Origin of the sequence: Bdellovibrio sp. NC01, from assembly GCF_006874625.1 — a bacterium.
Lineage (GTDB): Bacteria > Bdellovibrionota > Bdellovibrionia > Bdellovibrionales > Bdellovibrionaceae > Bdellovibrio.
Map to the genome: position 1 here is coordinate 3,662,175 of NZ_CP030034.1, position 22,356 is coordinate 3,684,530.

Here is a 22,356-nt window from a genome sequence, read left to right on the forward strand (position 1 = left end):
CGAGCCATTTCGCATTCGGAATGGCTCGTATCATTTGGAATTACATTTAAACTCAAACAGGAGGCGTTCAATGTTCAAACTTCCACAACTCCCATACGCTAAAACTGATTTGGCTCCTTTGTTCAACGAAGAACAAATGACTTATCACTACGACAAACATCACAAAGCGTATATCGACAATCTTAACAAGGCGATGGAAACAGATTCTTCTCTTAAAGGTAAATCTTTGGAAGAAATCGTAACTTCATCTTCAGGTGCGAACTTCAACAATTCAGCACAAGCATGGAACCACACATTCTTCTGGTTCAACATGGCTCCAAACGGAAAAGGTGGCGCGCCATCTGCTGATCTAGAAGCTGCGATCAAACGCGACTTCGGTTCAATGGATGAGTTGAAAGCTAAATTCGTTGACGGCGGTGTTAAAACTTTCGGATCTGGCTGGATCTGGTTGTGCACTGATGCTTCAGGCAAATTGAGCTTGGTATCAACTTCAAACGCAGCAGTTCCATTCACAAACAACGGCCCAACTCCATTGATGGTTGCTGACGTTTGGGAACACGCTTACTACGTTGATTACAGAAACCTTCGCGCAAAATACCTTGAGACTTTCTGGTCTCAAATCAACTGGGCATTCGTTTCTGAAAACTTCGCATCTAAAAAAGTTCGCGATTTGACGAAATCAATGACGTAATAGTCTTCACTAAATAGAAGACTCCTAAACTACTCCGGCGAAGCCGAAGGACAGATAGAAAAAAAAGGAGAATCTTTTGACTCTCCTTTTTTATTTGGTTTTCAATACTGACGCCAAAGTCCAGGCGTTTTCCTAGTTCACTTTCATCTCACCCCGTCTAACAGAGAAAAATTCTCAGTTGCAGTTAGCCGAGATAACCTAAGCAAGTGGCTTCAGAATGAAGATGCTAACGAGGGGGCTCAGCATGATTCTAACTAGAATTGTTTCGCAAGATGAATACTCTCATCTACAAGTGACAACTGAATTGCTCAAAAAACTGCAAGTGCTAGTCTGGCAAGATCCAAACACCAACGACATCCTGAAAGCTTTTTCGCATGAAGGAAAAGTTTGTCCCGTTATCGAAGCGTGCAGAAAGATTTTAGCCCGCTAGAGTTGCTTTATCTTTGATCCTCAACATTTCACCAAGGGCGAGAACGTAATTACTTTTCGCTCATACAACGGTTCCGTACTTTGCACGCTTAAAAAATAAATTCACGATGAAGCCACCTAAAAGGAGGTCCCTCGTGAAAGCATTATTCACTCTGTGTTTCGTAAGCTGTCTTTCGGTATTTGCGCAAGCGGCACCTGTCGATGCGCCACTCGCCTTTCCTTCAACAGAAATCGGTAGTCGCTCACATATGCGCTATGATTTGACAGCGCCCGCCGATGCAAGTCTTCTTGTCACAGCAATGACCTTGGACGGAACTAACTTTTGGGTTGAATCAAATTGTCTTGGCGAATTGCCAAAAGGTCTTACTTGCTATGTGGACGTGATGTTTGATCCCACGGAAGCCAAAAGTTATTCAAGCACGATGGTCATCACGACTTCCGTAGATACTTACACTCTTCATCTGACAGGCACAGGGACAACACCAGCGCCAAAGCCACCACGTCTTACTGAATAACTTATTCATTTCGTAACGATGGCTTAAGCTTTACGGTTTAAGCCATCTTCTGCGTGGATCAGCTTTATCAACAGGCCATGTCGTCCATTCGACTTTCAAATCACACGCATGGTAAAGATTTGCTAAAATCAAATGCGCATCATCCATCTGCCAAAAATCCTGGGCATGAGTGCTTTTCCCTTTTAGCGCAATATCATTCACAAGCGAATAAACCATTCCACTCATTGGCGGGATCAAGAAGCCCATCGTTGAAAGAACGCCCTGTAAACGCGACAGCACGGATTTACCGCCCACGGAATGCATCAACACGAAGACTGCACAGGGCTTACCAACAAGCGCAGGCGTTGCCTCAAGCTCCGTCATCTGCTCAAGCAATTTTTGCATCGGACTGCCCCAAGAATCCCAGTAAGTCCCCGTGACAAAAATCACAGCCTGCGCCTTTTCAATTTTCTTTTTTAACGAAAGCCCATAAGCACTCTTCGCAAGATGAATAACATCAAGACTCGCCTGCCCTTTGGTCATCTTTTCAAGATGTTTAATCAAGGTCGCACAATTCCCAGAGTTTCCATTGGGACTTCCGTTAAGAACCAAAATATCTCGAACTAAATTCTTCTTCATGCCTAACAGGCTAGATATGTTTTTAGCTTCGGTCAAAAAGGTTTAAACATTATCTCCAGATTACGGCATGCGAGTTCACAAGTTCGCCACCATCAATGCGAACCGCAACCGCATGAGTAATCGTCTGATCTGCAAAACTATTATCAGCACGCTTCGCGACGCCCAAAATCGAATACTTAAAGTTCAATGTCAGAAATAACGCCTTACGATCAATCGATTTTAGGAATAACGAGCGACCACGCGGAGTCAAAGTCAATCCACAGGATTGTTCTTGCCCAATCAGACCAGCGTCGTGCACGCATTCGTTGTCAGCAATCAGGTCTGGAAGTTCGCCAGACATTTCTAGCGATGACTCAATAAACGGCAAGCCGCTGAACTGCGCTTGCGGATCCCTTTTCAAAATCTCTGCCTCAGCTGTCTTCAAATCTTCCGTTGTATAGGCTGCACCCAATACCATTTGAATATGGGCAATCTTTTGAAAAAGATTTTTTCTGTTTTCCGTATACATAAAGATAGCCTTGCCGTCATTCATCTTAGCCACCGTCACCACATTCGGAGCAACGTAAAAACGGTGTGGATCTTTATGATCTGGATAGATTGTGACGATACCACCATTGGCAACGTTTTCATTCACAACTGGCAGAGCCTTCGCACTGGCCGAATAAATCATCAGAAATAACGCTAAAATTGTTTTCATTTTATCTCTCACTCACGACACAGTCGTCTTTACATTCGATTGTTAAATTTTTATCCAAATACTGAGTCACTTGGTCTAACGTGCACAAAGTATTTCGGTTCACGAGAATCTTGGCATAACTTGAAACAAAATCTTGAGTTGTTGCACCGGAAAGAGCCAACACTTGTTCTTTAAGATTTCCACAGTGGAGCTCCGTTTCTATGACACTTCCGCCACCTGAGTTGTCAGAAGATCGCTGACCACAAGCTGCCAAAAAAAGCACGGACAACAGAAAGATCTTTTTCATAAATCACCTAATTTAGTTGAAGATCAAAATTGGTCGACAAAATGGCAGATTTATCTTGCGCGACGGAATCCACATAAACTCCCGACAAGTTCGCGGGATGTTCTTTGATCACCGGCTGCTTCATAAGATCCGCAAATGAATTGATTTGTGCAGGAGAAATTCCATAACACTTATCCAAAAGATCTTGCTTCAATGATGAAAAAGTTCTTTCGTTCTTCACAGATGCTGGCTTCTTAAAGTTCGCCAAATTATTAATAACATCTTTGACTGACTTGACACTTTCACCACCACAAGCCGATTCATCCACTGTGACAGTTTCTAAAACCTGCTGTGAAAAATAGCTTGCGCGAATAGGCATCTGAAAATTCACTTGATCCTTCAAAAAATTACGAAGCTCTTTGATTTTCTTAACCTGACTTACAGTCAGCATGATCTGCGAATTCAAATAAGGTCCCGTCTGCCCCTGACTGACTTTAAGGGTCTTCTTCAAATTTGCCGCAGGAATTTCAAGATCGACCGTATCACTCACTGGATGAGCAATGACAGCTTGAATAGCGTAATTAGGATATTGCGCATTTAGCTGCAGAGATTCGTTTTTGATGTCGTTACCGCGATAATCGAGAAATACCGTAAGCATTCCACCATCTGAATCCAAATCAACCAAGTTCAATTGCAACGTCGGAGTCACAGTGAAATACACTTTCGACTCTTGCTTATTGACTTCAAGAATTGAAGCTTGTGCGCTAAGTCCCGACAAAAACATCAATGTTGTAAATAATGATTTCATTTTTCGGTCTCCTTAGTTCGCGTCAGCATCGACAACAAGTTTTGAACGATACTGATCCAAATCTTTCAAAGTGATGGCAGTACAGAATTCGCGGTCTACGATGTCTTGTCTGTCCCATTTCCAAACTTCAGTTTTAAGTTCTTCTTTATGAACCCAACCAACACCGAAGTTAAACAGTCTGTTGCCAGAAGCTGTTGTCGTAGGACTTGCTGAAAGTTCCGGTTTAAACAGGCGCGCCGTAATTGTTTCAGAAATTTGATTTAGGTATTCCCACATCTGAGCATCACCACCCAGCATCTGTACGCTGATCGTATTATCCTGTTTCAACTTCTCAACAATCGAACGGATATTCCACGAGAAGAAACCCCAACCGCCTGAATGGTTCGCTTCGAAATAGTCGTACACCCTGCGCATGTCGACTGTGATTTCTGCTTTCATATTTGGCCCAAGTCCTTGAACTGTGTAGCAATAGTCTGCCTTAAAAGCGGAGCCTCCCGGAGCTTTAGTTAGAAGGGCCTTAAAGGCTTTTGCTCCGATAGGAGTAAGAACGGCGTTGATGCCGATTTCATCTTCGGCGCGCCCGCCAACTTTTGAAAAGTTGAATTCTTTAAATAACAAACTCAACGGCGGTTGAGATGTATCCGTTGAGGTCAAACCAATGATCGAAGATTTCACTGGCAACACAGCGACCTTCATTTCGGGATGATCTTTCATATAGGAATTTAAAGCCGATAATTGATCTTCATCAGTACTTAGATGAGTCGACATCGACATGTAAGCGCCTTGATCGGTGCTATTGCCGCTAAGACCCCAATACACATAGTTGAATAAAGGAACGCCCTGTTTATCAACCGAGAATCTCGTACTGTTTGGAAAGAAGTAGACCTTGCGTGCGTCTTCACTGTCTTTATATAACGTCAGGATACCATTTTTGATCGTGCCTTCGGTTTCACCGAATCTCGGCAAGGCCGATGCTTTATTAGCCAGCGACATACCTAAAACAACACTGATAAACGTACTTTTAAGTTTCATAATCCCATCCTTTCGCGATGCTACCGCCCGTATCGCAAAGAGGAAGCCAACGTGAAAGTCGCTTAAATTTGTTTTAAAAGCGCCCCCCGGACCAAAAGTCTCAAGATTGAGATATTCGTCCTAACAATCGACTCAACAGCAAAATTCCAAAAAAACAACAAGCCAATAAGAAAGGTAAAATCGGTCAAAAAGGTTCAGCCGCGAGGCGGAGGATTTTTCTCGAATCGGAGGCGTGGCAGCGCCACGTCGGAGAGAAGAGAAAGGTCCGACAACGAAGTGGATGGGCCTTTTTCACCGATTTTAAAAAGGGAAAGGCGCTCTGAGGGTAGAGCGCCTTCATTCTCATTTTGGAGGGATAAATAGGAAAGGACCGCACTATGTATTAAAGCCAGATAGCATCAAGGAACCTCCTTAATTAGTCGTGTCTTCAACTGCGTCGGAGTCTTTCGATTCTTGAAAGAACGCAGCGAAATTTTTGTCAGTAATAAAAAGGGGAACTCGGCGAGGAGGTTCCAGAATCTGGATGAGATTGAGGACGTCCCTCACTCCCGAGAGTTCCCAAGCCGATGCAACAGCCATCGCTTTTAATCGTGGGCGGAAGACTTCTCCGCGAAGAGTGACAACGGAATCGATAACATCAATTTCGATATGCTCTCCACCAAGTTTAATCATTTCCGCCACCTGATTATTCAGAATATTTCTGATTTCTTCGTCGCTTCGGAAATAATCCGCGGGGACCACTATGCGATCCTCGATGGACCATACGCCTTCCGTATCAGAGACCACCTCAAGCGCGGCATTTTTCTTATATGCTGTATCGACAAAGCCTGTGACTATGACGTTACAACCACGAACGAAGACTTCAATATCAGCCACGCTCACTCTTTTGTCCCATTTCAAGCGATCGCGAATTTTGCGAGACAATTCGTTGTCGATTTGGTTTTTAAATAAAAGAGTATTCGTCATTGGCTGCTCCTGTTGCTTCGGAAAACAGATTTAAGCTGGTATTACACTTAATAATTGTTGTTCTTCGCCCCATTCAGGAACGTAATCCAACATCGGATCGTATTTACGGTGATCACTTCGTTTTGAAGAGTGTCTTCTTAATACAGTTTTCAAAGAGGAAACTGTTAAAGCGACCGCACGTTTAAAACTTACATCAGACTTTCTGATTTTGATCACCCCTTTGGATTTGGTAGGTTTCAAAATCACCTCACAAGTATAGCTTGGTTTGCGAGCTCCCGTTCTATGTCGATCGGTTTCAACTCGCACTGTGAGGTGAGCGGCACTATCGTACTTGAAAAAGTTTCCGCAAGCGGCTTCAAGTCTTTCCATCAAAAAGTCTTCAAGGTTTTCAGTACGTGTGACGTCTCTGTAGTAGATGTCTGTTTGCATATCTACCTCCTGTGCTTTCATTATCGCTTTGATAGACACTTTTCTAAAATATATAAATTAAATGACATTCATAGGTTATTTCTATATATTGAAACCGGGCTCAGAGGGAAAAACTCATGATCTTCAGCACTTATAGCACTGCATCTTCAATGTGGTTGCAAAGTGGAGCCGAAAAATGCTTGTTAGAAGGGGTCTAGTTTTTATGTTCAACTACAACCACCTATATTACTTTTATGTAACGGCAAAGCTAGGCGGAGTCAGCAACGCCGCTTCCTACCTGCACATTAGTCAACCGTCACTCAGTTCACAGCTAAAAGTATTCGAATCTTCATTGGGAAAAAAACTTTTCCGCAAAGAGGGAAGAAAATTGCAGCTGACTGGTGAAGGAGAAAAAGCGTTCGCGTACGCACGTAAAATGTTTGATATCGCCGCTGACTTCGCAGAGTCGTTGAAGACTCCGACAGAGAAATTAAATCAGCGCATTCGTATCGGCATCAGTGATCAAGTGGAAAGGCCATTCATCGCCGATCTTCTGAGTCCCATTATTGCGACAAAACGAAAGGCGCAAGAGCGTATTTTTTCAATAAGTTCTGGCAGCGATGAAGAATTGGGAAAAGCCTTACGTAGTCAGGAAATTGATCTTGTTCTGACAAACAGAACTGTCTATTCGGAAGACGTGCAAGAGCTTGCATCTGTTGCGATGCCCGTGCGTTTGATGGTATCGACGCAAAATTTAAAAAACTTCAAAATGCGTATTTCAAAAAACACCACGGCTTCTGATTTTATTCAGGCAGCACCGTGGGGTTTTGTAATGCCATCAACGCGATTGAAATTGCGTCACGAAACGGACGTCTACATGCAAGAGATTAAAGCGCGTAAACGCATCGTCTTTGAGTCTGATATCATGTCTGTCGTCGGTCGTGCGATTGTCGATGGCGCAGGTTTTGGTTTTCTTCCAGTACCCTATATGCTGGAAGAAATAAAAATGGGCCTGATCAGTCAGATCGGCCCACGTAAAGGATATTGGGAACATAAATTATCTTTGGTCGCTCGCAAGGAATCCCATTATGACGAAGCGATCGAAGATGTACGTACCGCGGTTAAGTCGATGGAACGTTGGACTTAGAACGGCTGGCGAGCCGTGCTATTAGCCAAGTCCATTGCAAACAACAATGCGATTTTTGTGTAAGCCACAGAGTGATTGAAGTTTGAATCCTTCGTCACAAGATCGCGTGCTGTGTGGATGTTTGAATTTGAATCGTTCATTTTAGATTCAAACGGCATCAACGTTGGGTAACCTTGTCTGTACCAAGAAGCGTGATCGCTGCAGCCGTATCCGCACTTATCGTCAACGATACGAGCTTTGATATAAGTTTCGTTATTCGCTTTCAAATAATCACGCAACCAAGAGCTAGTGAAGTCATTCATTGAACCGATCACGAGTTCACCAGAACCTGGGAACAGCGTCATATCCAATTGAAGAACTGCAACAACATCTGCTTTTTGTGCTTTATAAGTTTTTGCGATCTCTGCTGAACCCAAAAGACCTGACTCTTCACCTGCGTACCAGAAGAAATCAACAGTACGTTGTGGTTGAGCTTTTTGTGAAACGATACGAAGCGCTTCGTAAATATTTGAAGAACCCGAAGCGTTGTCATCAGCACCCGGAGCTTTATCACCACCACCCCAAGACATGTTGATTGAATCCAAGTGACCACCCAGGACCACGATTTCGTTTGGTCTTTGGCTACCCGTCAAGCGCACACGAACTGATTTTTGTTTCGTGCTAGTGTGATCGATCAATGAAACTTCGTAAGGAATTTTAGAAGTTGCAAGCATCGCTTCCAAACGCTTCTTCATTTCTTCAACGTGGATGTTTGGTTGAGAAGCTTTGTTGTAACGAGTTGGGAAAGACGACAACCAGTTCACAGTCTCTTGCATGTTTGTGACGCTGATTTCATCAATTGCAGCCGTCAAAGCAGGATTTTGCTGGGCTACCAAAGCACGGAATGGAGCACGCTCGTACAAATCGTTCTTCTGTTTAAGCTCTGCCAAATTGCTCAACATTTTTGAAAAACCCTCTGAAACCAGAGTTGTGCCCTGCATATCTTGGGAAACATCTTCAAAACCACCGCATTTGCCATTGGCGTGAGCGTATTCTTGAAGACGTTGTTGCATTTGCGGAGTGACTACCGCATAACCCACTTGCGAAGATTCCTCTTTCGCTACGACTGGGATGTTCAACGCTTGAAGATCTTTAAGATCTGCCAAGATTGGTTTAGCCGTGAAATTTTCAAGAGTGGCTACATGAGCTTGAGCGGAAACTGCTGCGACGAATAAAAGAGCCGTCATGGCTGCTGTTTTCATATTTCAGTCCTTTGAAAAGTGGATTGCTACGATTTAATGCTACGAATTTGTCCGCATGTTGGCAAAGAGAATTCGCTTATTTTTTCAACATGCATTAGGATACGGGGCCTATGAACAACGAGATTTTATTAGTCACGCTGAACTCTTCTTACGCTCACTCTTCATTTGGTTTGCGATACCTTTATGCGAACCTTCAAGATCTACAGTCACGTGCTCAAATCATCGAATTCACGACTGCCAAAGCTCCCCGCGATATTTGCGAAGCGCTGTTGGCAAAAAAACCTAAAGTGATTGGCCTTGGCGTATACATTTGGAATGCCGATGAATCTTTGGAACTGGTTTCTTTATTGAAGAAAGTCAGCCCTGAAACAATCGTCGTTTTAGGGGGCCCTGAGGTCAGCCATGAAGCAGAGGGACAAAAAATCTGCCAGATCGCTGACTACACAATCAAGGGCGAAGGCGACTTCCTTTTCCATGAGTTTTGCCATAATTACCTGAATCTTGGTGTACTTCCTGATCGCAAAATCATTTCAGGCCCTGTGCCAGACATTAAAACGATTCGTTCGCCTTATTCGTACTATACCGATGAGGATATCAAAAATCGTGTGATCTATGTGGAAGTGTCACGTGGTTGCCCGTATCGCTGTGAATATTGCCTGTCGTCTTTAGACAAAGCCGTGCGCAGTTTCGATATTCCCGCATTCTTGGCAGATATCGAACAACTGCTTGAACGTGGTGCCCGCCAATTTAAGTTTATTGATCGTACTTTCAATTTAAGTCCGACAACGTGTACGACCATCTTGCAATTCTTTTTGGATCGCATTCATCTTGGTTTATTCCTGCATTTCGAAATGGTGCCGGATCGCTTGCCCAATGAAATTCGTGAGCTGATTAAAAAATTCCCTGCAGGTTCTTTGCAATTTGAAATCGGTATTCAAACTTGGAATACGGAAGTTGCAAAACTTGTGAGTCGTCGTAACGATCTTGAAAAAGTAAAAGACAATTTCAAATTCCTTTCGACAGAAACTGGCGTCCATACTCACGCGGATCTTATCGTAGGTCTTCCTGGCGAAGATCTTGAAAGTTTCGCTCGTGGCTTCGACATTCTTTCAACGGTGACACCGGATGAAATTCAAGTCGGCATCCTGAAACGTCTAAAAGGCGCGCCGATTGCTCGTCACGATAAAGAGTGGGAAATGGTTTACGCCGATCAACCGCCATTCCAAATCTTACGCACAAAAACGATGAGCTTTGAAACTTTGCAAAAGATGAATCGCTTTGCGAAGTTCTGGGACTTGTATGCGAATAGCGGGAACTTTAAAGCGTTCACAGCGATGTTGCGCGAACGCTCCACTCGTCGTGAAACTCCATCGTTCTTCTGGGAATTCTTCGCGTTTGTGGAGTTCATGTCGGCTCGTCACTCGCAACATTTTGGTATTTCTTTACAAAGCTTGTTTGAATCGGCGATGGCGTACTTGACTGACAGCTTACAGTGGAAGCCCGAAGACGCTCGCGATTTGATTTTAGTTGATTACCGCGCGACTGGAAAAATTGATTTACCAAAATTCTTGCGCGTCGGCGACATGGCTATGGAACAAAAGAAGCATGTCGATGCCAACGGCGAAAAAAGCAATCTTCCTAAAAGGCAGCAGCGACATTTGGCGAAAGCCGAGAATCAGTCTTCGTAAGAAAGACTGAAGCCAGAAGCAAAATAAAACTAGAAATCATCAGCGCGCACCGCCAGTACATGAAATGCAGCCACTGCGTGCGCACGTAAGACCAGTCCGATGGCGCGCCTTCCACTCGCCAGGCATTAATGATGCGGTTTAACGGGAAATTTCCATTCCACGACATCACCAGCTCGTCCAAAATACATAACAGCGCAAAGAGTACGAAGAAGAATTCAAACTCGCGCCATTCTTTGCGTAAAGCGACTAATAGTGATCCCAGGATCAACACCAGAAAACCACAGAGCAGCGGCGTCCATGAAAGGAAAGACCTTTGCATCGATTCATGAAATGCGATGTACGAAGACGCCGACAACTTCTCGATTGCTGATCCTACGCCCAGCACGAAGGCGAATGAGTTTCCAGCAAGAAGCCCCACGATGAGGAGACTTACGTACTTCATCAAATGTTTAAAATTCATGGAAGCTATATACCTGTTCATATTGGCAAACCACACGTTTCAAGTTTGTTATGTCCATTAAAAAATGTTTACTGCTCGCGCAACTTCTTCGCGTACCCCACATATGTAGTTAGCGGTTTCTTTTGAAAGCGAAAACGAAATCCCTCTGCGACTTCTCCGCTCCACAATAATTTCCAAAAGGCTCTCTGAAATATGACTGGAGTTGTCCCTCTAATCGTTTGCACGTCCATGCCGGCGTTATCAATCCACTCAATCACTTCTGATGGTTTTCTGAAAAGCGAATACACGTGCAAATCATGAGGTGTGTTCTTTACGAACCACTCCATCCCTTTAAGCGTGAATAAATAACACCATGGATTGCGATTGAAGGTGTGAAAGAAGAACAAGCCTCCGGGACGTAACACTCGCGAAATTTCAAAAATTATTTTTTCGGGATCGGTCACGTGTTCCAGAAGATCTAATGCGACAACGACATCAAAACTTTCGCGCGGATAAGCGAGGTTGTAAGCGTCACCGACTTCATAACGAACCGACTTTGTTGCATCATGCAGTTCTGCGACCTTTAAAGCTTCCGGCGCGATGTCTATACCAGTAATTGTATGACCCGCTTTGGCTGCTTCATTGCTAAAGAATCCTGCCCCACAGCCTACATCTAAGATTTCGGCGTGATAGCCGATGTATTTACGAATCTCTGCAAGAATCCAGGGAGTGGTTAGATCATTCTGATGCCGCAACAACGCGACAGGATCGTCGGTGGCCTTGTACCACCGTTCTCCAAGCTCCTTGTAAAGATCGTTATTCACGACCTCGTTATCGGCTTTCACTAGATCGTTTATCATGCGCCCCCACTCTTCAAACTATCAAGAGAGGTGCGGTGGTTTAAAGCCAGCAGAAGTCTAGTGATAAGAATCATTTACCTTCGACAGCGTTTAACGATAGACTGCTTGCATGTTGGATTACATCGAGATTGGTTGTCGCTGGATATTCGCTGTGCAAATGGTGTTTTGGGGCCTTAATGGCTTCTTTCACTGGTTTCAGATTCCACCCTCAAGTGAAGGAGTGGATCGCTTTGTAAAGGCATGTATCGACGCTAAGTTCATTATGCCAACAGTGAAAACTATCGAGATTGTGTGCGGAATATTTCTGATCTGCAAATTTGCGGTGCTACTGAATATTTTAATCTTCGCACCGATTGTGTTTGTGATTACTCTCTTACACCTGATCCATAATCCAAAACCTTGGGCTGTTGTCCTGCCCATAAGTCTTCCTTACTTGATCATGTTTGCGTGGCACCTTCAGCCGTTGATAACAACTTCGCTTTAGATCTTAGCCATTCACTTCAGAGACTTGATCGTTCAATGTCCAGAAGTCATAAAGGTAACCCAGAGTGAACAGGCCACCCGTTAGCAACCAGATAATTCCAGACACCCATTTTCCCATATAGAATCTGTGCACTCCGAAAACGCCTAAGAACGTCAGCAAGATCCAACACAAGTTGTAATCGATCTTGCCTGATTTAAAACGTTTTCCTGCAGCGCGATCCATGCTTGGAATAAGAAACAGATCAACAAGCCAACCGATACCCAAAAGACCGAATGTGCAAAACCAGATCGTGCCTGACACAGGTTTACCGTAATAAAAACGGTGTGAACCCATAAAGCCAAAGATCCACAATACATATCCGATCACGACCGAATGAGTTTCGTTATTTGCGGCTGTCGCTTGTTGTGTTTCCATCTATTGTCCTTGTGTAAAAAGACGACCCGTAATTACGTAAATTACGACATCATCCGTACCATACCAAATTTCTTTATAATCCATGTGCAAACCATCAACTGTAATATCCGTTTTCACACGTACAGTGGGGCTATAAGGCTCAATCCATACATAGCGATTGCCATCAACGCTGCCGACAACTTCGCCGTCGATAGAAAGCTCATTACCATTTCTGATAAGATCTTGAGGTGGAAGATCCAACGCCACCATTCCGCAATCGAATTTGCCTTTAATGCGTTGAACTTTATTAGCACTTTCTTTAAAGCTCAAAGTCATCACATCACAGTGAGTTCCCGCGCCATCAAATGTCCATTCGCCCCAACCAGTCCACTGACCACCTAAAGCGGCATGAGAAACGGAAGCTCCGCATACGATGAACAAACTTACCAAAAGATTTTTAAACATGGATTCCCCCTCCAGATTTACCGATTACAATAAGTAAACTATGGCAAAGGGCACAGATGCAAGACTTAAAGCCCCGTCAACGAGATTTGATTCGCGATCTCGTCAAGGCTTTGCACATCTAAAATTGTTAATGGGGAATGCTTCTTTTCTTCTTTTTCAAGATGCTGCGCTAAGAACCACAGCAAATCTTCCGCAGTGATAATGCCCGCAAGTTCGCGGCGCTCATCGGAAATCAACAGGCATGAAATTTTCTTTTCGATCATGCGCAGAATTGCTTGGCGCAAAGGAGTGTCTTCATCAACCCACTCCACCGGGACCGACATAAACGTCTCGACGTGAAATTTCGAAAGATCTTTTAAATAAGAAAAATCCTTGCTGGTCAGAACACCAACAATCGCGCCTTGATTATCGACTATCGGTAAATGACGAACTCGCAGATCGCGCATGACTTCGACCGCGTCTTCCAAACTACGACCGACTGGAATTGTGACCACTTTCTTTGTCATGACATCTTTTGCATGAGCTGGTTCGATAGCGGTCATAATTCCTCCTTGGCTAATAGACGATACCCATCGCTGATCTTACCTCTAAAAGAGTTGTCGCAGCCACTTGTCGTGCGTTGTTTGTGCCATTTCGCAAAAGATCTTTCACAAAAGCAGGATCTTTTTGATATTGCTCACGGCGTTGGCGCATTGGCGCAATCAGTGCTTCCAAAATTTCGACAAGTCTTTTTTTCAACACACCATCACCCAAACCCCCGCGGCGATAATGTGCTTTTAATTCTTCAACTTCAGTTTGATTTGCATCAAAGACATCTAAGAATGAAAACACGACATTGCCTTCAACCGTGCCGGGATCGCTGACTTTCAAATGATTTGGATCGGTGTACATCAAGTTTACTTTTTTGCGAATATCATCTGCTGAATCGCCCAGGTAAATAGCGTTACCCAGTGATTTACTCATCTTCGCTTTGCCATCAATGCCTGGCAGTCTGCCGACAGTGCCGATCAACGATTTCACTTCTTTCAAAGTTTCAGCTTTGTACAAAAAGTTGAAACGTTTTGCGATTTCATTGGTCTGTTCAATCATCGGGCTTTGATCTTCACCCACGGGCACAAGATCCGCTTTGAAAGCCAAGATGTCTGCCGCTTGCGAAATCGGATAACAGAAGAATCCTGTTGGGATTGAATCCTTCATATTCTTCTGACGAATTTCATCTTTAATAGTTGGATTACGTTCTAAACGTGCGACTGTGACTAAATTTAAAAAGTAACAAGTCAGTTCGTAAAGTTCCGGCACTTGTGATTGGATAAAAAACGTATTAAGTGCTGGATCTAATCCCGTCGCTAGATAATCAAGCATCACTTGTTCAACGTTATTTCTAACTAAAGAAGGATTGTCGTAATTATCTGTCAGCGCTTGGTAGTCTGCGATGATCACGAATTGTTTGTAATCGTTTTGTAGTTTCACACGATTTTGCAACGAGCCCACGAAGTGCCCTAAATGCAACGGACCTGTCGGACGATCTCCGGTAAGAATAACTGGTTTCATAGTTTCCTCTAATGGAAGTTTTTAAGCGAATTTCGAAAATGAAAAGTCGGATGCCGTGATGACGGCAAAAAACAGAGAATTAGTGGCGCCAGCGCCAACCAAGAACGAATGCAGAATGTTTGAAGAAAACTGCGTCTGCCATGAGGCTATAATATCATTATATGAAGTGTCTTTTCAAGGGCAGGTAATGCCGTTTGATGTATCTTTTAAATTCCGTCATGACCCATAAATGAAATAAAGCTTGGCTATAAGTATAAACGTACCAAGGTAAACGCGGTTTAAAATCATGGATGGCGGCAAGACATGCTTCGCCCCCCAGAACTTCGCGGAACTCTAAGCGCCCCCGGCCGGTTTTTTGCGACAACGCGCCCCCGCGCACATAGAAAAGCTGACGATTCTTCCAACTACGATCCGGGGCATACTCTAATTCTAAAAGTTTAAATGCGGGGAACACACTTGAAAACGTAACCCAGCGGCCGTCGACATCGACCTTCACGATAAATGGTCTTAGTTTTGGCAAGAACTCCATATAAGCCTTCGCCATGTCTTCAGCACTCCACCCTGCCGGGAGCGGCAAACGCTGAACAGAGCGGGCCATATAGCGACCGACGTCAGGTGTTTTAAATGCATGAGGCGCCTGCTGCCCGCTATAATTTTCAAGTGCTTCTTTTAAAGCGTCTTCAATTCCCAAAGGTTTCACGCCTGGAATTTCAAATTTCTTTTGTGAACGCGCGACGAGTGAAAACTTCAAACTTTCAATGAGTGGATCGACTAAACCCTTGGGCGCTCCGGTGATGCCACACACCCATAACGCAGAAATATGTGGAGTCAGGAACGGCACCGGAATGCATTTACGTTTTAAACCTTTGATGTCAGCAAGTTTCAACATCATATCGCGATAACTTAAAATATCAGGGCCGCCTAAATCGAATGTTTCATTGTAGTATTCTGGTTTTCCTAAAACATATTCAATGCTGTCACACACGTCCTTTAAAGCCACGGGCTGATTCATCGTACTTGTCCAAGAAGGACATAACATCACCGGCAAACGCTCGACCAATCTTGCCATGATATGAAACGACGAACCTTCAGAACCGATCACCACGGCTGCTCTGAAAATAGTTGCGGGAACTTTGCTGCGATTAAAAACTTCTTCGACTTCTTGGCGACTGGCCAAGTGTTTCGACGGGGCCCCTTGATTTTCGGGAATAAGGCCACCCAGGTAAATAATCTGTTTTACTTCAGCACGTTCCGCGGCTTTCACGAAGTTATCGGCAACAATTAAATCGAAATCTTCAAAAGTGCCTTGCGATAGGTGAGATGAAGGTCGCATCGAGTGCACGAGGTAGATCGCAACATCCGCGCCTTCTAAGCCTTTTTCAGAATCAATAAGGCTAAAGAGATCGCAGTTACGCCACTCAATATTAGGATTATCGCTTTTCTTATTCGCGCGACTAAGAGCAATCAATTGATGATCTTTGGAAAGCTTCTGCAAAAGCGCTTTACCAACGAAACCGCTCGCGCCAGCAATTGCGATCTTCATAGCACCTTCTTTCTCGTCTTATTACAGCACTCTAGCTGCAAAGAGGAAAGATCCAAGACAAACTTCCAGTGCATTCTAGCAATTATTGTTTTAGCTCAGCCAACAGATCCCAACCGTATTTCTCGATCTTTGCGTCACCAATACCATGGATGTATTTAAGCTGATTGATGCTTTGCGGATTTTCGATCGCTAAGTGCTTTAACGTTTTATCTGTCAAAACGACGAATGCCGGGGCATCGATTTCTTTAGCTTTTTCTTTACGCCATTTTTTTAGAAGTTGGAAGCGTGCTTCTTGTTCTTCATCCAAAAGCGATTCTTCAGGCTGTCCTTTGCGTGACTTCGTCTTAGCTTTTGTTTTTACTGCTTTCAATTCCGCGACCGGAGCTTTAGGAGCTTCTGGCACTGGAATTCGACGAGTTGACGTCGGTATGCAGCTATCGCAGTGACCACAGTTTTCTAATCGTTGCGCATCTTTGTAGTAAGTTAGAATTTCAGCATGACGGCACTCGCCGCCTTCTGAATAGTTCACAAGCGCTTCTAAGTTTCTCCAACGAGCATTTTTGATTTCCTGAGGAGCTTCCGAACTTGTGATGAAGTAACCTTGCAAGCCCTTATCTTTACGCGAGTAAAGCATTAAGCAAGTCGATTCTAAGCCATCGCGACCTGCACGACCCATCTCTTGATAAAGAGCATCGATATTTGCTGGCATTTGATAATGCACGACCAAACGGACATTCGGTTGGTCAATCCCCATTCCGAAGGCGTTCGTTGCAACCAGAATTCGTAAAGCGCCACGCTCGTATGCATCTTGTGTGGCGGAACGATCTTCATTCGTCATGCCGGCGTGGTAGTAACCGACATTTGAAAATTTCTTTTGTAAAAAGCCAGCAAGACTTTCAGTTACCTTGCGAGTTCCACAATAAACGATGATACGGCCTTGAGGATTGCGCTTGATGGCTTCAATCAACATCAAAGCTTTCGCTTCTTCATCAGCACAGAATTCAACTTGATAATACAGATTAGGACGATAGAACCCGTGAACGTGACGTCGTGGTTCTTTCAACGTCAGATGCTTTTCGATATCGGCAAGAACTGTCGGTGTTGCCGACGCTGTTAATGCCAAAATCGGAACATCCGGGCGAATTGATTTTAAAATACGCAGTTGTGCATACTCTTCACGGAAGTCATGACCCCATTGCGATACGCAGTGAGCTTCATCGATTGCAAACAACGCTAAAGGACGCTTTTGAATCCAACGTTGAAAGCCTTCCTTCTGTGCGCGCTCTGGTGAAAGATACAGAATGTAAGCGCCGCCACGTTCAATGGCTGCGAACACTTCACGCTTTTCGTTATCCGTTTGACCAGAATATAAGGCTCCCGCAGGAATACCTTTTTTCTGTAAAGAGGCGACCTGATCTTTCATCAATGCGATTAACGGTGAAATAACGATCACCAATTTTTGCTGTGCCATCGCCGGTAATTGGTAACACAAAGACTTACCACCACCCGTTGGCAAAACCGCAAGAACGTCTTTTCCCGATAGTGAATCCGATATGATTTCTTTTTGACCGATCCGAAACGCATCAAGACCAAACGAAGATTTAAGAATATTATCTAGAGGAAAAAGATCAGAGCTCATTGGCCACCACTTTCGTTGCAAATCGCAGGACTTGCAACGAAGAATCTTGATTTTCTAAAGATCTTTTTTTAGAAGAAGCTGGGACGACTCCCAGCTTCGGACATCAGTACTTACTGGCGTGATTTAAAAGTTCAATATCCGCGTCAGAAAGCTTGATTTCAGTTGCTTTTAACAATTCCTCAAGCTGATTCACGGAAGTCGCACTTGCAATAGGGGCCGTTACACTCTTACGTGCAATCAACCATGCGATTGACACCGCTGCTGGAGTGGTAAAGTGTTTCGCAGAAACCTCATCTAATGCCTTCAGAATATCATAACCGCGAGCATTCAAATAAGACGTCGCCTTAGCTCCGCGTGCACTTTTATGCACATCTTCGGCTGTGCGATATTTACCCGTTAAGAAACCACTCGCTAAAGAATAGTAATTAATAACGCCAATGCCTTTTTCTAAACACAATGGTTCCAATTCTTTTTCAAAATCGGCACGGTCGTACAAATTATACTGCGGCTGCAAAGTTGAATACGGAATGTAACCCCAACGTTCACTGAGGGTTAAAGCTTCAGCCAAACGTTTTGCAGAAAAATTTGAAGCGCCGATAGCACGAATCTTACCTTGTGCACGAAGCTTGTCGTAAGTTTCTAGAGTTTCTTCTTGCGGGATCGTTTCATCATCACGATGTGATTGATAAAGATCGATGTAATCAGTTTGCAAACGACGTAAAGAATCTTCCACCGCTTGCGTGATGTACAAAGGAGCCAAGCCCTTTTTGCCATCACCCATGTCCATGCCCACTTTGGTAGCGATCACGACTTTGTCGCGATTACCACGAAGCTTTAGCCATTTACCAATGATTGTCTCAGACTCGCCGCCTTTATTGCCTTCTTTCCAACGTGAATAAACGTCAGCGGTATCAATGAAATTGAAACCGGCAGCAACAAATGCATCCAGAATTTTGAAAGAGGTTGCTTCATCGATGGTCCAACCAAAAACGTTACCACCAAGAGTGAAAGGGGCGACTTCAATTCCTGACTTACCTAAAGGGCGCTTCGCTAGCATAAAGACTCCTTGAGACCTTCAAGCTTACGCCCCTAAAGCAGGAATGCAATAAGCACCGCAAATTTGCAGTACTAATCTTTTTTATGAATATTTAAATTACCGGAACCGGCTTTAAATACGATTTTGAATTTGCCCTTAGTTGACTCACCAAGTTCATTGTTCGTTTTACCAACGCCCATTTTCGCATCGATGGAAACTTTAGAATCCGACGGCATATAAATATCCGCGTCGCCAGTTCCTGTTTTTACTTCAAGCTCGCCTTTTTTAGGAGCCACCGCATAAGTCAGTTTGTGCGCACCCGTTCCTGCAAAGAAATGAGCGTCGCCTTTCAAACCTTTTACTGTCGTCGAGCCTGAACCCATTTTACCGTCGATCTTTTCAATTTCTGAATCGATGGAAACGTCGCCGGCACCCACTTTATAATCAATCGCACCTTTTGTGTTGATGATAGTCAGATTCCCAGAACCTTGGCGAATGTTCATATTCACTGCTGTCGGAACGTTGATTGTGAAATTCACAACGCAGTCTTTGCGCAAGAAGCTTTTTTGATCGACCTTCACAGTCACTTCAGTGCCTTCTTGCGAAATCTCCATGCGGCAGTCCGCAGGAAATTTTTCTTGGTCGGCAACCACGATCATTTTTGGATTATCGACACCAGTAATGTTGATCACGCCCGCCATGTTTTCAACAACCAAAGACTTTACGTATTTAGCATCGAATTCTTTCGTCTCTGTTTTTGCGGCAAAAGCTGAAAAGGAAAATGTAGTAGTAAGAGCTAAGAATAGATATTTCACGGCAACGGACTCCTTCGATGTCGACTTCTAAGAGTAGACAGAGTCCTTTGGAGTATCAACTAAATTAAAATTAGGTCCGTGCGGCCAATGGAATCAATAAAGAACTAACTCGCCAATGCTTTGTTAGCCTTCTTCAGACGCTGCGCCAGAGTCTTAACCAAAGCTTTCGCCCAGGAAGGCTTCGAGAAAATAACATTCTCTAGCGAGCTCATAGGAATTTCTATCAGCTCAACATCGGTGACGGCCTCCACAGTTGCGGAACGAGGCTCACGATTAAAGTGTCCCATCTCGCCCACGAACTCACCCGAGGCGATATCACCCAAGTTCACACGACTGCCTTCCGTACTGTCGGTATAGGCACGCAAAGTACCGTTCTTCACGATATAAACGACTTGTGTATTTTCGCCCTCTTTGAAAAGAACGTCACCCTTCGTCAAATGCACCAAACGGAAGTCCGCTTGTTTGTTTTCACTTTGTGCTGTTTTTGGAGAAATAATTTTCGCGACAACATCAATGATTGCTTCAGCACGATCAGGCTCTGTCAGATACTGGATTCTACCAGTTTTTGATTCATTCGGATACATGCCCTGGTCAGCGACATACGACATGATGACGATGTGCACGCCAGCATTGGTTTTTTCTTTCATGATTTTCGCGACGATTTCCATACCCGAACTGCGCGGTAAGTATTCATCAACAAAGATGATCTTCGGTCGGACGTTTTCTAGTTTGTATTTGATGTCAAACCAGTCACACGCATGAAACACGCTAGTGTTCGCAAAGTTTTTACTGAGTGTATCAGTAATAAAATCAATACGTCCGTGATCGCCACTGACAATAAAAAAAGTGTTTTTATCAGAATTACGAGACATATCAAAACCTTCCGTAGCTAATTCGCGTTACCAATTGATATTATGACTTGCTCTTGGACAACTCACAAGATTTTGACAATGTCCGAGCGTCCTCTGTCTAAGAGTGATTCACAATTGCGATCAATTTTTCGGCTAACTGTCTCGGAATAAGATTTTGCTTCCCTATTCTGCACTTGAAGAGATGTTCGTTTTCGTTGACGTGCCTTCGACTTTTTCTTTCAAGTTATCCAGGCTTTTTTGCAAGGCTTTGCCCATCAACGAATCCATCAAATAACCCATAATTTTGTACATCGGATTTGCGCCCATGTCCCCGGCGTTAACCCAAATCACTTTCGTACCATCGGTATCAGGTCGCATATTAATCGAGCCATACATTACGAAGCCTCCCCCTTGCATCGAGATCTCGTAGTCGATCCCGTTGTTAGGATCAGCTTTTGTGATTTTCTGAACTCTGTTACCGCCGCTCTTCGAATGCAGAATGCGAATGGCACCGTCGCCGACTTCGGGACCTTGATATTCATAACTCATATCGCGTTCCTCTTGATCGATGGCGCTAAATTGTGGCCAGCCGTTTTTTAAATTCGCAATGTAGGGATAAATACGATCAGGGGTTGCCTTGATCACAACATGCCTTTCAACCCGCCAATGCGACGGCAGAAAGAAACCGATCGCAACCAAAATTAGAATAGCGCCAAGAGCTGAACCTAATAGAAATTTAACGACTTTCATATGCACTCTCCGTCGTAGTTCTATGTTAGTCGCTTCGGGTCGCAGAGACATTCTGTGTGTTCGCAAGATTTTTACCGTCTGGTTGCCAAAGATCATCAGAAAAACAATTATCGAATCCAAAGTACAGACCTACAATGCAGGCAAATGCGAAAGGAAGTGCAGATGAAAAATCTAATATTGATCATGGCAATTCTTAGCGTGATGACAATTGCACAGGCTGAAGAGACCGTTTCATCGAAAGCCAAAGAAACAGCTCACGATGTGAAACGCGAAAGCAAAAAAGGTCTCCACAGAGTGCAAGAAGCCACATGCACAGAAAACGATGCGAAATGCATGGCCAAGAAGGCCGGCAATCGTGTCGAAGAGGGAGCTGACTACACGAAGGATAAAGTGAACGAAGCAACTGATAAGAAGTAACTCTATCGACGCAGTAGAGTTGGGTTTAAATGTTTGGATGCAAAACTTATTTCGACTGCGATTTCCCTTGGGTTTTTCGACGTAATAAATCAAAGAGCGCAATGGAAGTCGCAGTCGCAACGTTTAACGAATTCGCCATTCCCGCCATGGGAATATAAATACGCTGATCGGCAAGTTCTAAAAATTCTGCCGACACTCCTGTAAGCTCACTACCAATAATTAAAACCGTCTTTTCTGATAAGATGCTGTCGTAATAAACGACTGAATCATCACACAGCTCTAGCGCCAGCAACTTATAACCTTGTGCCTTATAGCTTTTCAGAACGGAAAGACCGTCAGTAACCATTTCATGAGGCACCCACTCTGCAACACCCTTCGCCGTCGCAAGTGCCTTCTTGCCGTCAATACGCGCTAAAGCGTCGAAACTAAGAACCTTCTCTACCAGGCCCGCATCGGCAACTCGTAAAATAGCACCCAAATTGTGGTTGTTTAAAAGTCGATCCAAAAACAAAACGATCTTATTGCGTTCAATTTTTTTGAATTCTTCACGATTGATTTTCGTCGCACGCAATTCCTGCGTTGTCAGTGCCTTAGCCATATCGGAATTG

Annotated in this window: 28 protein-coding genes; 7 read left to right on the forward strand and 21 right to left on the reverse strand. The window is 44.0% G+C overall.

What is annotated here, in order from left to right; genetic code table 11:
- The first annotated feature begins 70 nt into the window (after nucleotides 1-70).
- From DOE51_RS17470 to DOE51_RS17480, 3 genes are all read left to right on the forward strand, one after another.
- Nucleotides 71-691, forward strand: coding sequence for a superoxide dismutase (locus DOE51_RS17470; RefSeq protein ID WP_142697808.1), 621 nt, complete (start codon nucleotides 71-73; stop codon nucleotides 689-691).
- 244 nt (nucleotides 692-935) lie between these two features.
- On the forward strand, nucleotides 936-1,121 hold the full coding sequence (locus DOE51_RS17475) for a hypothetical protein (RefSeq protein ID WP_142697809.1): 186 nt from the start codon (nucleotides 936-938) through the stop codon (nucleotides 1,119-1,121).
- 133 nt (nucleotides 1,122-1,254) lie between these two features.
- A complete protein-coding gene (locus tag DOE51_RS17480; protein ID WP_142697810.1) occupies nucleotides 1,255-1,635 on the forward strand; it encodes a hypothetical protein in 381 nt (126 codons plus the stop codon).
- A gap of 30 nt (nucleotides 1,636-1,665) precedes the next feature.
- On the opposite strand, the gene DOE51_RS17485 is transcribed toward DOE51_RS17480, so the two are convergent.
- The 7 genes from DOE51_RS17485 to DOE51_RS17515 all read right to left on the reverse strand — a co-directional run bounded on the left by DOE51_RS17485 (nucleotide 1,666) and on the right by DOE51_RS17515 (nucleotide 6,450).
- Nucleotides 1,666-2,253 (reverse strand): flavodoxin family protein, encoded by a 588-nt coding sequence (locus tag DOE51_RS17485; RefSeq protein WP_142697811.1) that lies wholly within the window; start codon nucleotides 2,251-2,253, stop codon nucleotides 1,666-1,668.
- Between the two features lie 49 nt (nucleotides 2,254-2,302).
- A complete protein-coding gene (locus tag DOE51_RS17490; protein ID WP_142697812.1) occupies nucleotides 2,303-2,950 on the reverse strand; it encodes a hypothetical protein in 648 nt (215 codons plus the stop codon).
- A gap of 1 nt (nucleotide 2,951) precedes the next feature.
- Complete coding sequence (locus tag DOE51_RS17495; protein WP_142697813.1) at nucleotides 2,952-3,236, reverse strand: hypothetical protein; 285 nt, start codon at nucleotides 3,234-3,236, stop codon at nucleotides 2,952-2,954.
- A gap of 7 nt (nucleotides 3,237-3,243) precedes the next feature.
- The gene (locus tag DOE51_RS17500; protein ID WP_142697814.1) at nucleotides 3,244-4,023 is read right to left on the reverse strand and encodes a hypothetical protein; all 780 of its coding nucleotides are present in this window, start codon (nucleotides 4,021-4,023) and stop codon (nucleotides 3,244-3,246) included.
- A gap of 12 nt (nucleotides 4,024-4,035) precedes the next feature.
- The gene (locus DOE51_RS17505; RefSeq protein ID WP_142697815.1) at nucleotides 4,036-5,055 is read right to left on the reverse strand and encodes a hypothetical protein; all 1,020 of its coding nucleotides are present in this window, start codon (nucleotides 5,053-5,055) and stop codon (nucleotides 4,036-4,038) included.
- A gap of 411 nt (nucleotides 5,056-5,466) precedes the next feature.
- Nucleotides 5,467-6,021, reverse strand: a complete 555-nt coding sequence (locus DOE51_RS17510) for a BON domain-containing protein (protein WP_142697816.1) — start codon at nucleotides 6,019-6,021, stop codon at nucleotides 5,467-5,469.
- Between the two features lie 30 nt (nucleotides 6,022-6,051).
- Nucleotides 6,052-6,450: an HPF/RaiA family ribosome-associated protein gene (locus DOE51_RS17515; protein WP_168196486.1), complete on the reverse strand. Its 399-nt coding sequence runs from the start codon at nucleotides 6,448-6,450 to the stop codon at nucleotides 6,052-6,054.
- A gap of 202 nt (nucleotides 6,451-6,652) precedes the next feature.
- On the opposite strand from DOE51_RS17515, the gene DOE51_RS17520 reads away from it, so the two are divergent.
- Nucleotides 6,653-7,576 carry a LysR family transcriptional regulator gene (locus DOE51_RS17520; RefSeq protein WP_142697818.1) on the forward strand — a complete coding sequence of 308 codons (924 nt, stop codon included), beginning with the start codon at nucleotides 6,653-6,655 and terminating at the stop codon, nucleotides 7,574-7,576.
- Here DOE51_RS17520 and DOE51_RS17525 read toward each other — a convergent pair.
- A complete protein-coding gene (locus DOE51_RS17525) occupies nucleotides 7,573-8,817 on the reverse strand; it encodes a M28 family peptidase (protein WP_142697819.1) in 1,245 nt (414 codons plus the stop codon). The genes DOE51_RS17520 and DOE51_RS17525 overlap by 4 nt on opposite strands.
- 110 nt (nucleotides 8,818-8,927) lie before the next feature.
- Between DOE51_RS17525 and DOE51_RS17530 the strand changes: the two genes are divergently transcribed.
- Nucleotides 8,928-10,505 carry a B12-binding domain-containing radical SAM protein gene (locus DOE51_RS17530; protein WP_142697820.1) on the forward strand — a complete coding sequence of 526 codons (1,578 nt, stop codon included), beginning with the start codon at nucleotides 8,928-8,930 and terminating at the stop codon, nucleotides 10,503-10,505.
- Here the strand turns inward: DOE51_RS17530 and DOE51_RS17535 are convergent.
- Both DOE51_RS17535 and ubiG read right to left on the reverse strand, forming a co-directional pair.
- Nucleotides 10,456-10,965: a DUF1772 domain-containing protein gene (locus DOE51_RS17535; protein ID WP_168196487.1), complete on the reverse strand. Its 510-nt coding sequence runs from the start codon at nucleotides 10,963-10,965 to the stop codon at nucleotides 10,456-10,458. The genes DOE51_RS17530 and DOE51_RS17535 overlap by 50 nt on opposite strands.
- Before the next feature lie 68 nt (nucleotides 10,966-11,033).
- Nucleotides 11,034-11,789: a bifunctional 2-polyprenyl-6-hydroxyphenol methylase/3-demethylubiquinol 3-O-methyltransferase UbiG gene (gene ubiG, locus DOE51_RS17540; protein WP_246845171.1), complete on the reverse strand. Its 756-nt coding sequence runs from the start codon at nucleotides 11,787-11,789 to the stop codon at nucleotides 11,034-11,036.
- A 124-nt stretch (nucleotides 11,790-11,913) separates the two neighbouring features.
- On the opposite strand from ubiG, the gene DOE51_RS17545 reads away from it, so the two are divergent.
- On the forward strand, nucleotides 11,914-12,288 hold the full coding sequence (locus DOE51_RS17545) for a hypothetical protein (protein WP_142697823.1): 375 nt from the start codon (nucleotides 11,914-11,916) through the stop codon (nucleotides 12,286-12,288).
- Nucleotides 12,289-12,291: 3 nt separating this feature from the next.
- Here DOE51_RS17545 and DOE51_RS17550 read toward each other — a convergent pair whose 3' ends face one another.
- From DOE51_RS17550 to DOE51_RS17595, 10 genes are all read right to left on the reverse strand, one after another.
- On the reverse strand, nucleotides 12,292-12,702 hold the full coding sequence (locus tag DOE51_RS17550) for an NINE protein (RefSeq protein ID WP_142697824.1): 411 nt from the start codon (nucleotides 12,700-12,702) through the stop codon (nucleotides 12,292-12,294).
- Nucleotides 12,703-13,146, reverse strand: a complete 444-nt coding sequence (locus DOE51_RS17555; protein ID WP_142697825.1) for a hypothetical protein — start codon at nucleotides 13,144-13,146, stop codon at nucleotides 12,703-12,705.
- A gap of 65 nt (nucleotides 13,147-13,211) precedes the next feature.
- Nucleotides 13,212-13,688, reverse strand: coding sequence for an HPP family protein (locus DOE51_RS17560; RefSeq protein ID WP_142697826.1), 477 nt, complete (start codon nucleotides 13,686-13,688; stop codon nucleotides 13,212-13,214).
- 13 nt (nucleotides 13,689-13,701) lie between these two features.
- Nucleotides 13,702-14,697: a tryptophan--tRNA ligase gene (gene trpS / locus DOE51_RS17565; RefSeq protein ID WP_142697827.1), complete on the reverse strand. Its 996-nt coding sequence runs from the start codon at nucleotides 14,695-14,697 to the stop codon at nucleotides 13,702-13,704.
- Between the two features lie 157 nt (nucleotides 14,698-14,854).
- The gene (locus DOE51_RS17570) at nucleotides 14,855-16,240 is read right to left on the reverse strand and encodes an NAD(P)H-binding protein (RefSeq protein ID WP_142697828.1); all 1,386 of its coding nucleotides are present in this window, start codon (nucleotides 16,238-16,240) and stop codon (nucleotides 14,855-14,857) included.
- An 82-nt stretch (nucleotides 16,241-16,322) separates the two neighbouring features.
- Nucleotides 16,323-17,879, reverse strand: a complete 1,557-nt coding sequence (locus tag DOE51_RS17575) for an ATP-dependent DNA helicase RecQ (RefSeq protein WP_142697829.1) — start codon at nucleotides 17,877-17,879, stop codon at nucleotides 16,323-16,325.
- 103 nt (nucleotides 17,880-17,982) lie between these two features.
- On the reverse strand, nucleotides 17,983-18,936 hold the full coding sequence (locus DOE51_RS17580) for an aldo/keto reductase (protein ID WP_142697830.1): 954 nt from the start codon (nucleotides 18,934-18,936) through the stop codon (nucleotides 17,983-17,985).
- A 71-nt stretch (nucleotides 18,937-19,007) separates the two neighbouring features.
- Nucleotides 19,008-19,730, reverse strand: coding sequence for a DUF4097 family beta strand repeat-containing protein (locus tag DOE51_RS17585; protein ID WP_142697831.1), 723 nt, complete (start codon nucleotides 19,728-19,730; stop codon nucleotides 19,008-19,010).
- Nucleotides 19,731-19,834: 104 nt separating this feature from the next.
- On the reverse strand, nucleotides 19,835-20,602 hold the full coding sequence (locus tag DOE51_RS17590; RefSeq protein ID WP_142697832.1) for a cyclic nucleotide-binding domain-containing protein: 768 nt from the start codon (nucleotides 20,600-20,602) through the stop codon (nucleotides 19,835-19,837).
- Nucleotides 20,603-20,764: 162 nt separating this feature from the next.
- Nucleotides 20,765-21,331 carry an SRPBCC family protein gene (locus DOE51_RS17595; protein WP_168196488.1) on the reverse strand — a complete coding sequence of 189 codons (567 nt, stop codon included), beginning with the start codon at nucleotides 21,329-21,331 and terminating at the stop codon, nucleotides 20,765-20,767.
- Between the two features lie 162 nt (nucleotides 21,332-21,493).
- On the opposite strand from DOE51_RS17595, the gene DOE51_RS17600 reads away from it, so the two are divergent.
- Nucleotides 21,494-21,748, forward strand: coding sequence for a hypothetical protein (locus tag DOE51_RS17600; protein WP_142697834.1), 255 nt, complete (start codon nucleotides 21,494-21,496; stop codon nucleotides 21,746-21,748).
- A gap of 46 nt (nucleotides 21,749-21,794) precedes the next feature.
- Here the strand turns inward: DOE51_RS17600 and DOE51_RS17605 are convergent, their stop codons facing one another.
- Nucleotides 21,795-22,346 carry an RNA methyltransferase gene (locus DOE51_RS17605; protein ID WP_142697835.1) on the reverse strand — a complete coding sequence of 184 codons (552 nt, stop codon included), beginning with the start codon at nucleotides 22,344-22,346 and terminating at the stop codon, nucleotides 21,795-21,797.
- Between the last annotated feature and the right edge of the window lie 10 nt (nucleotides 22,347-22,356).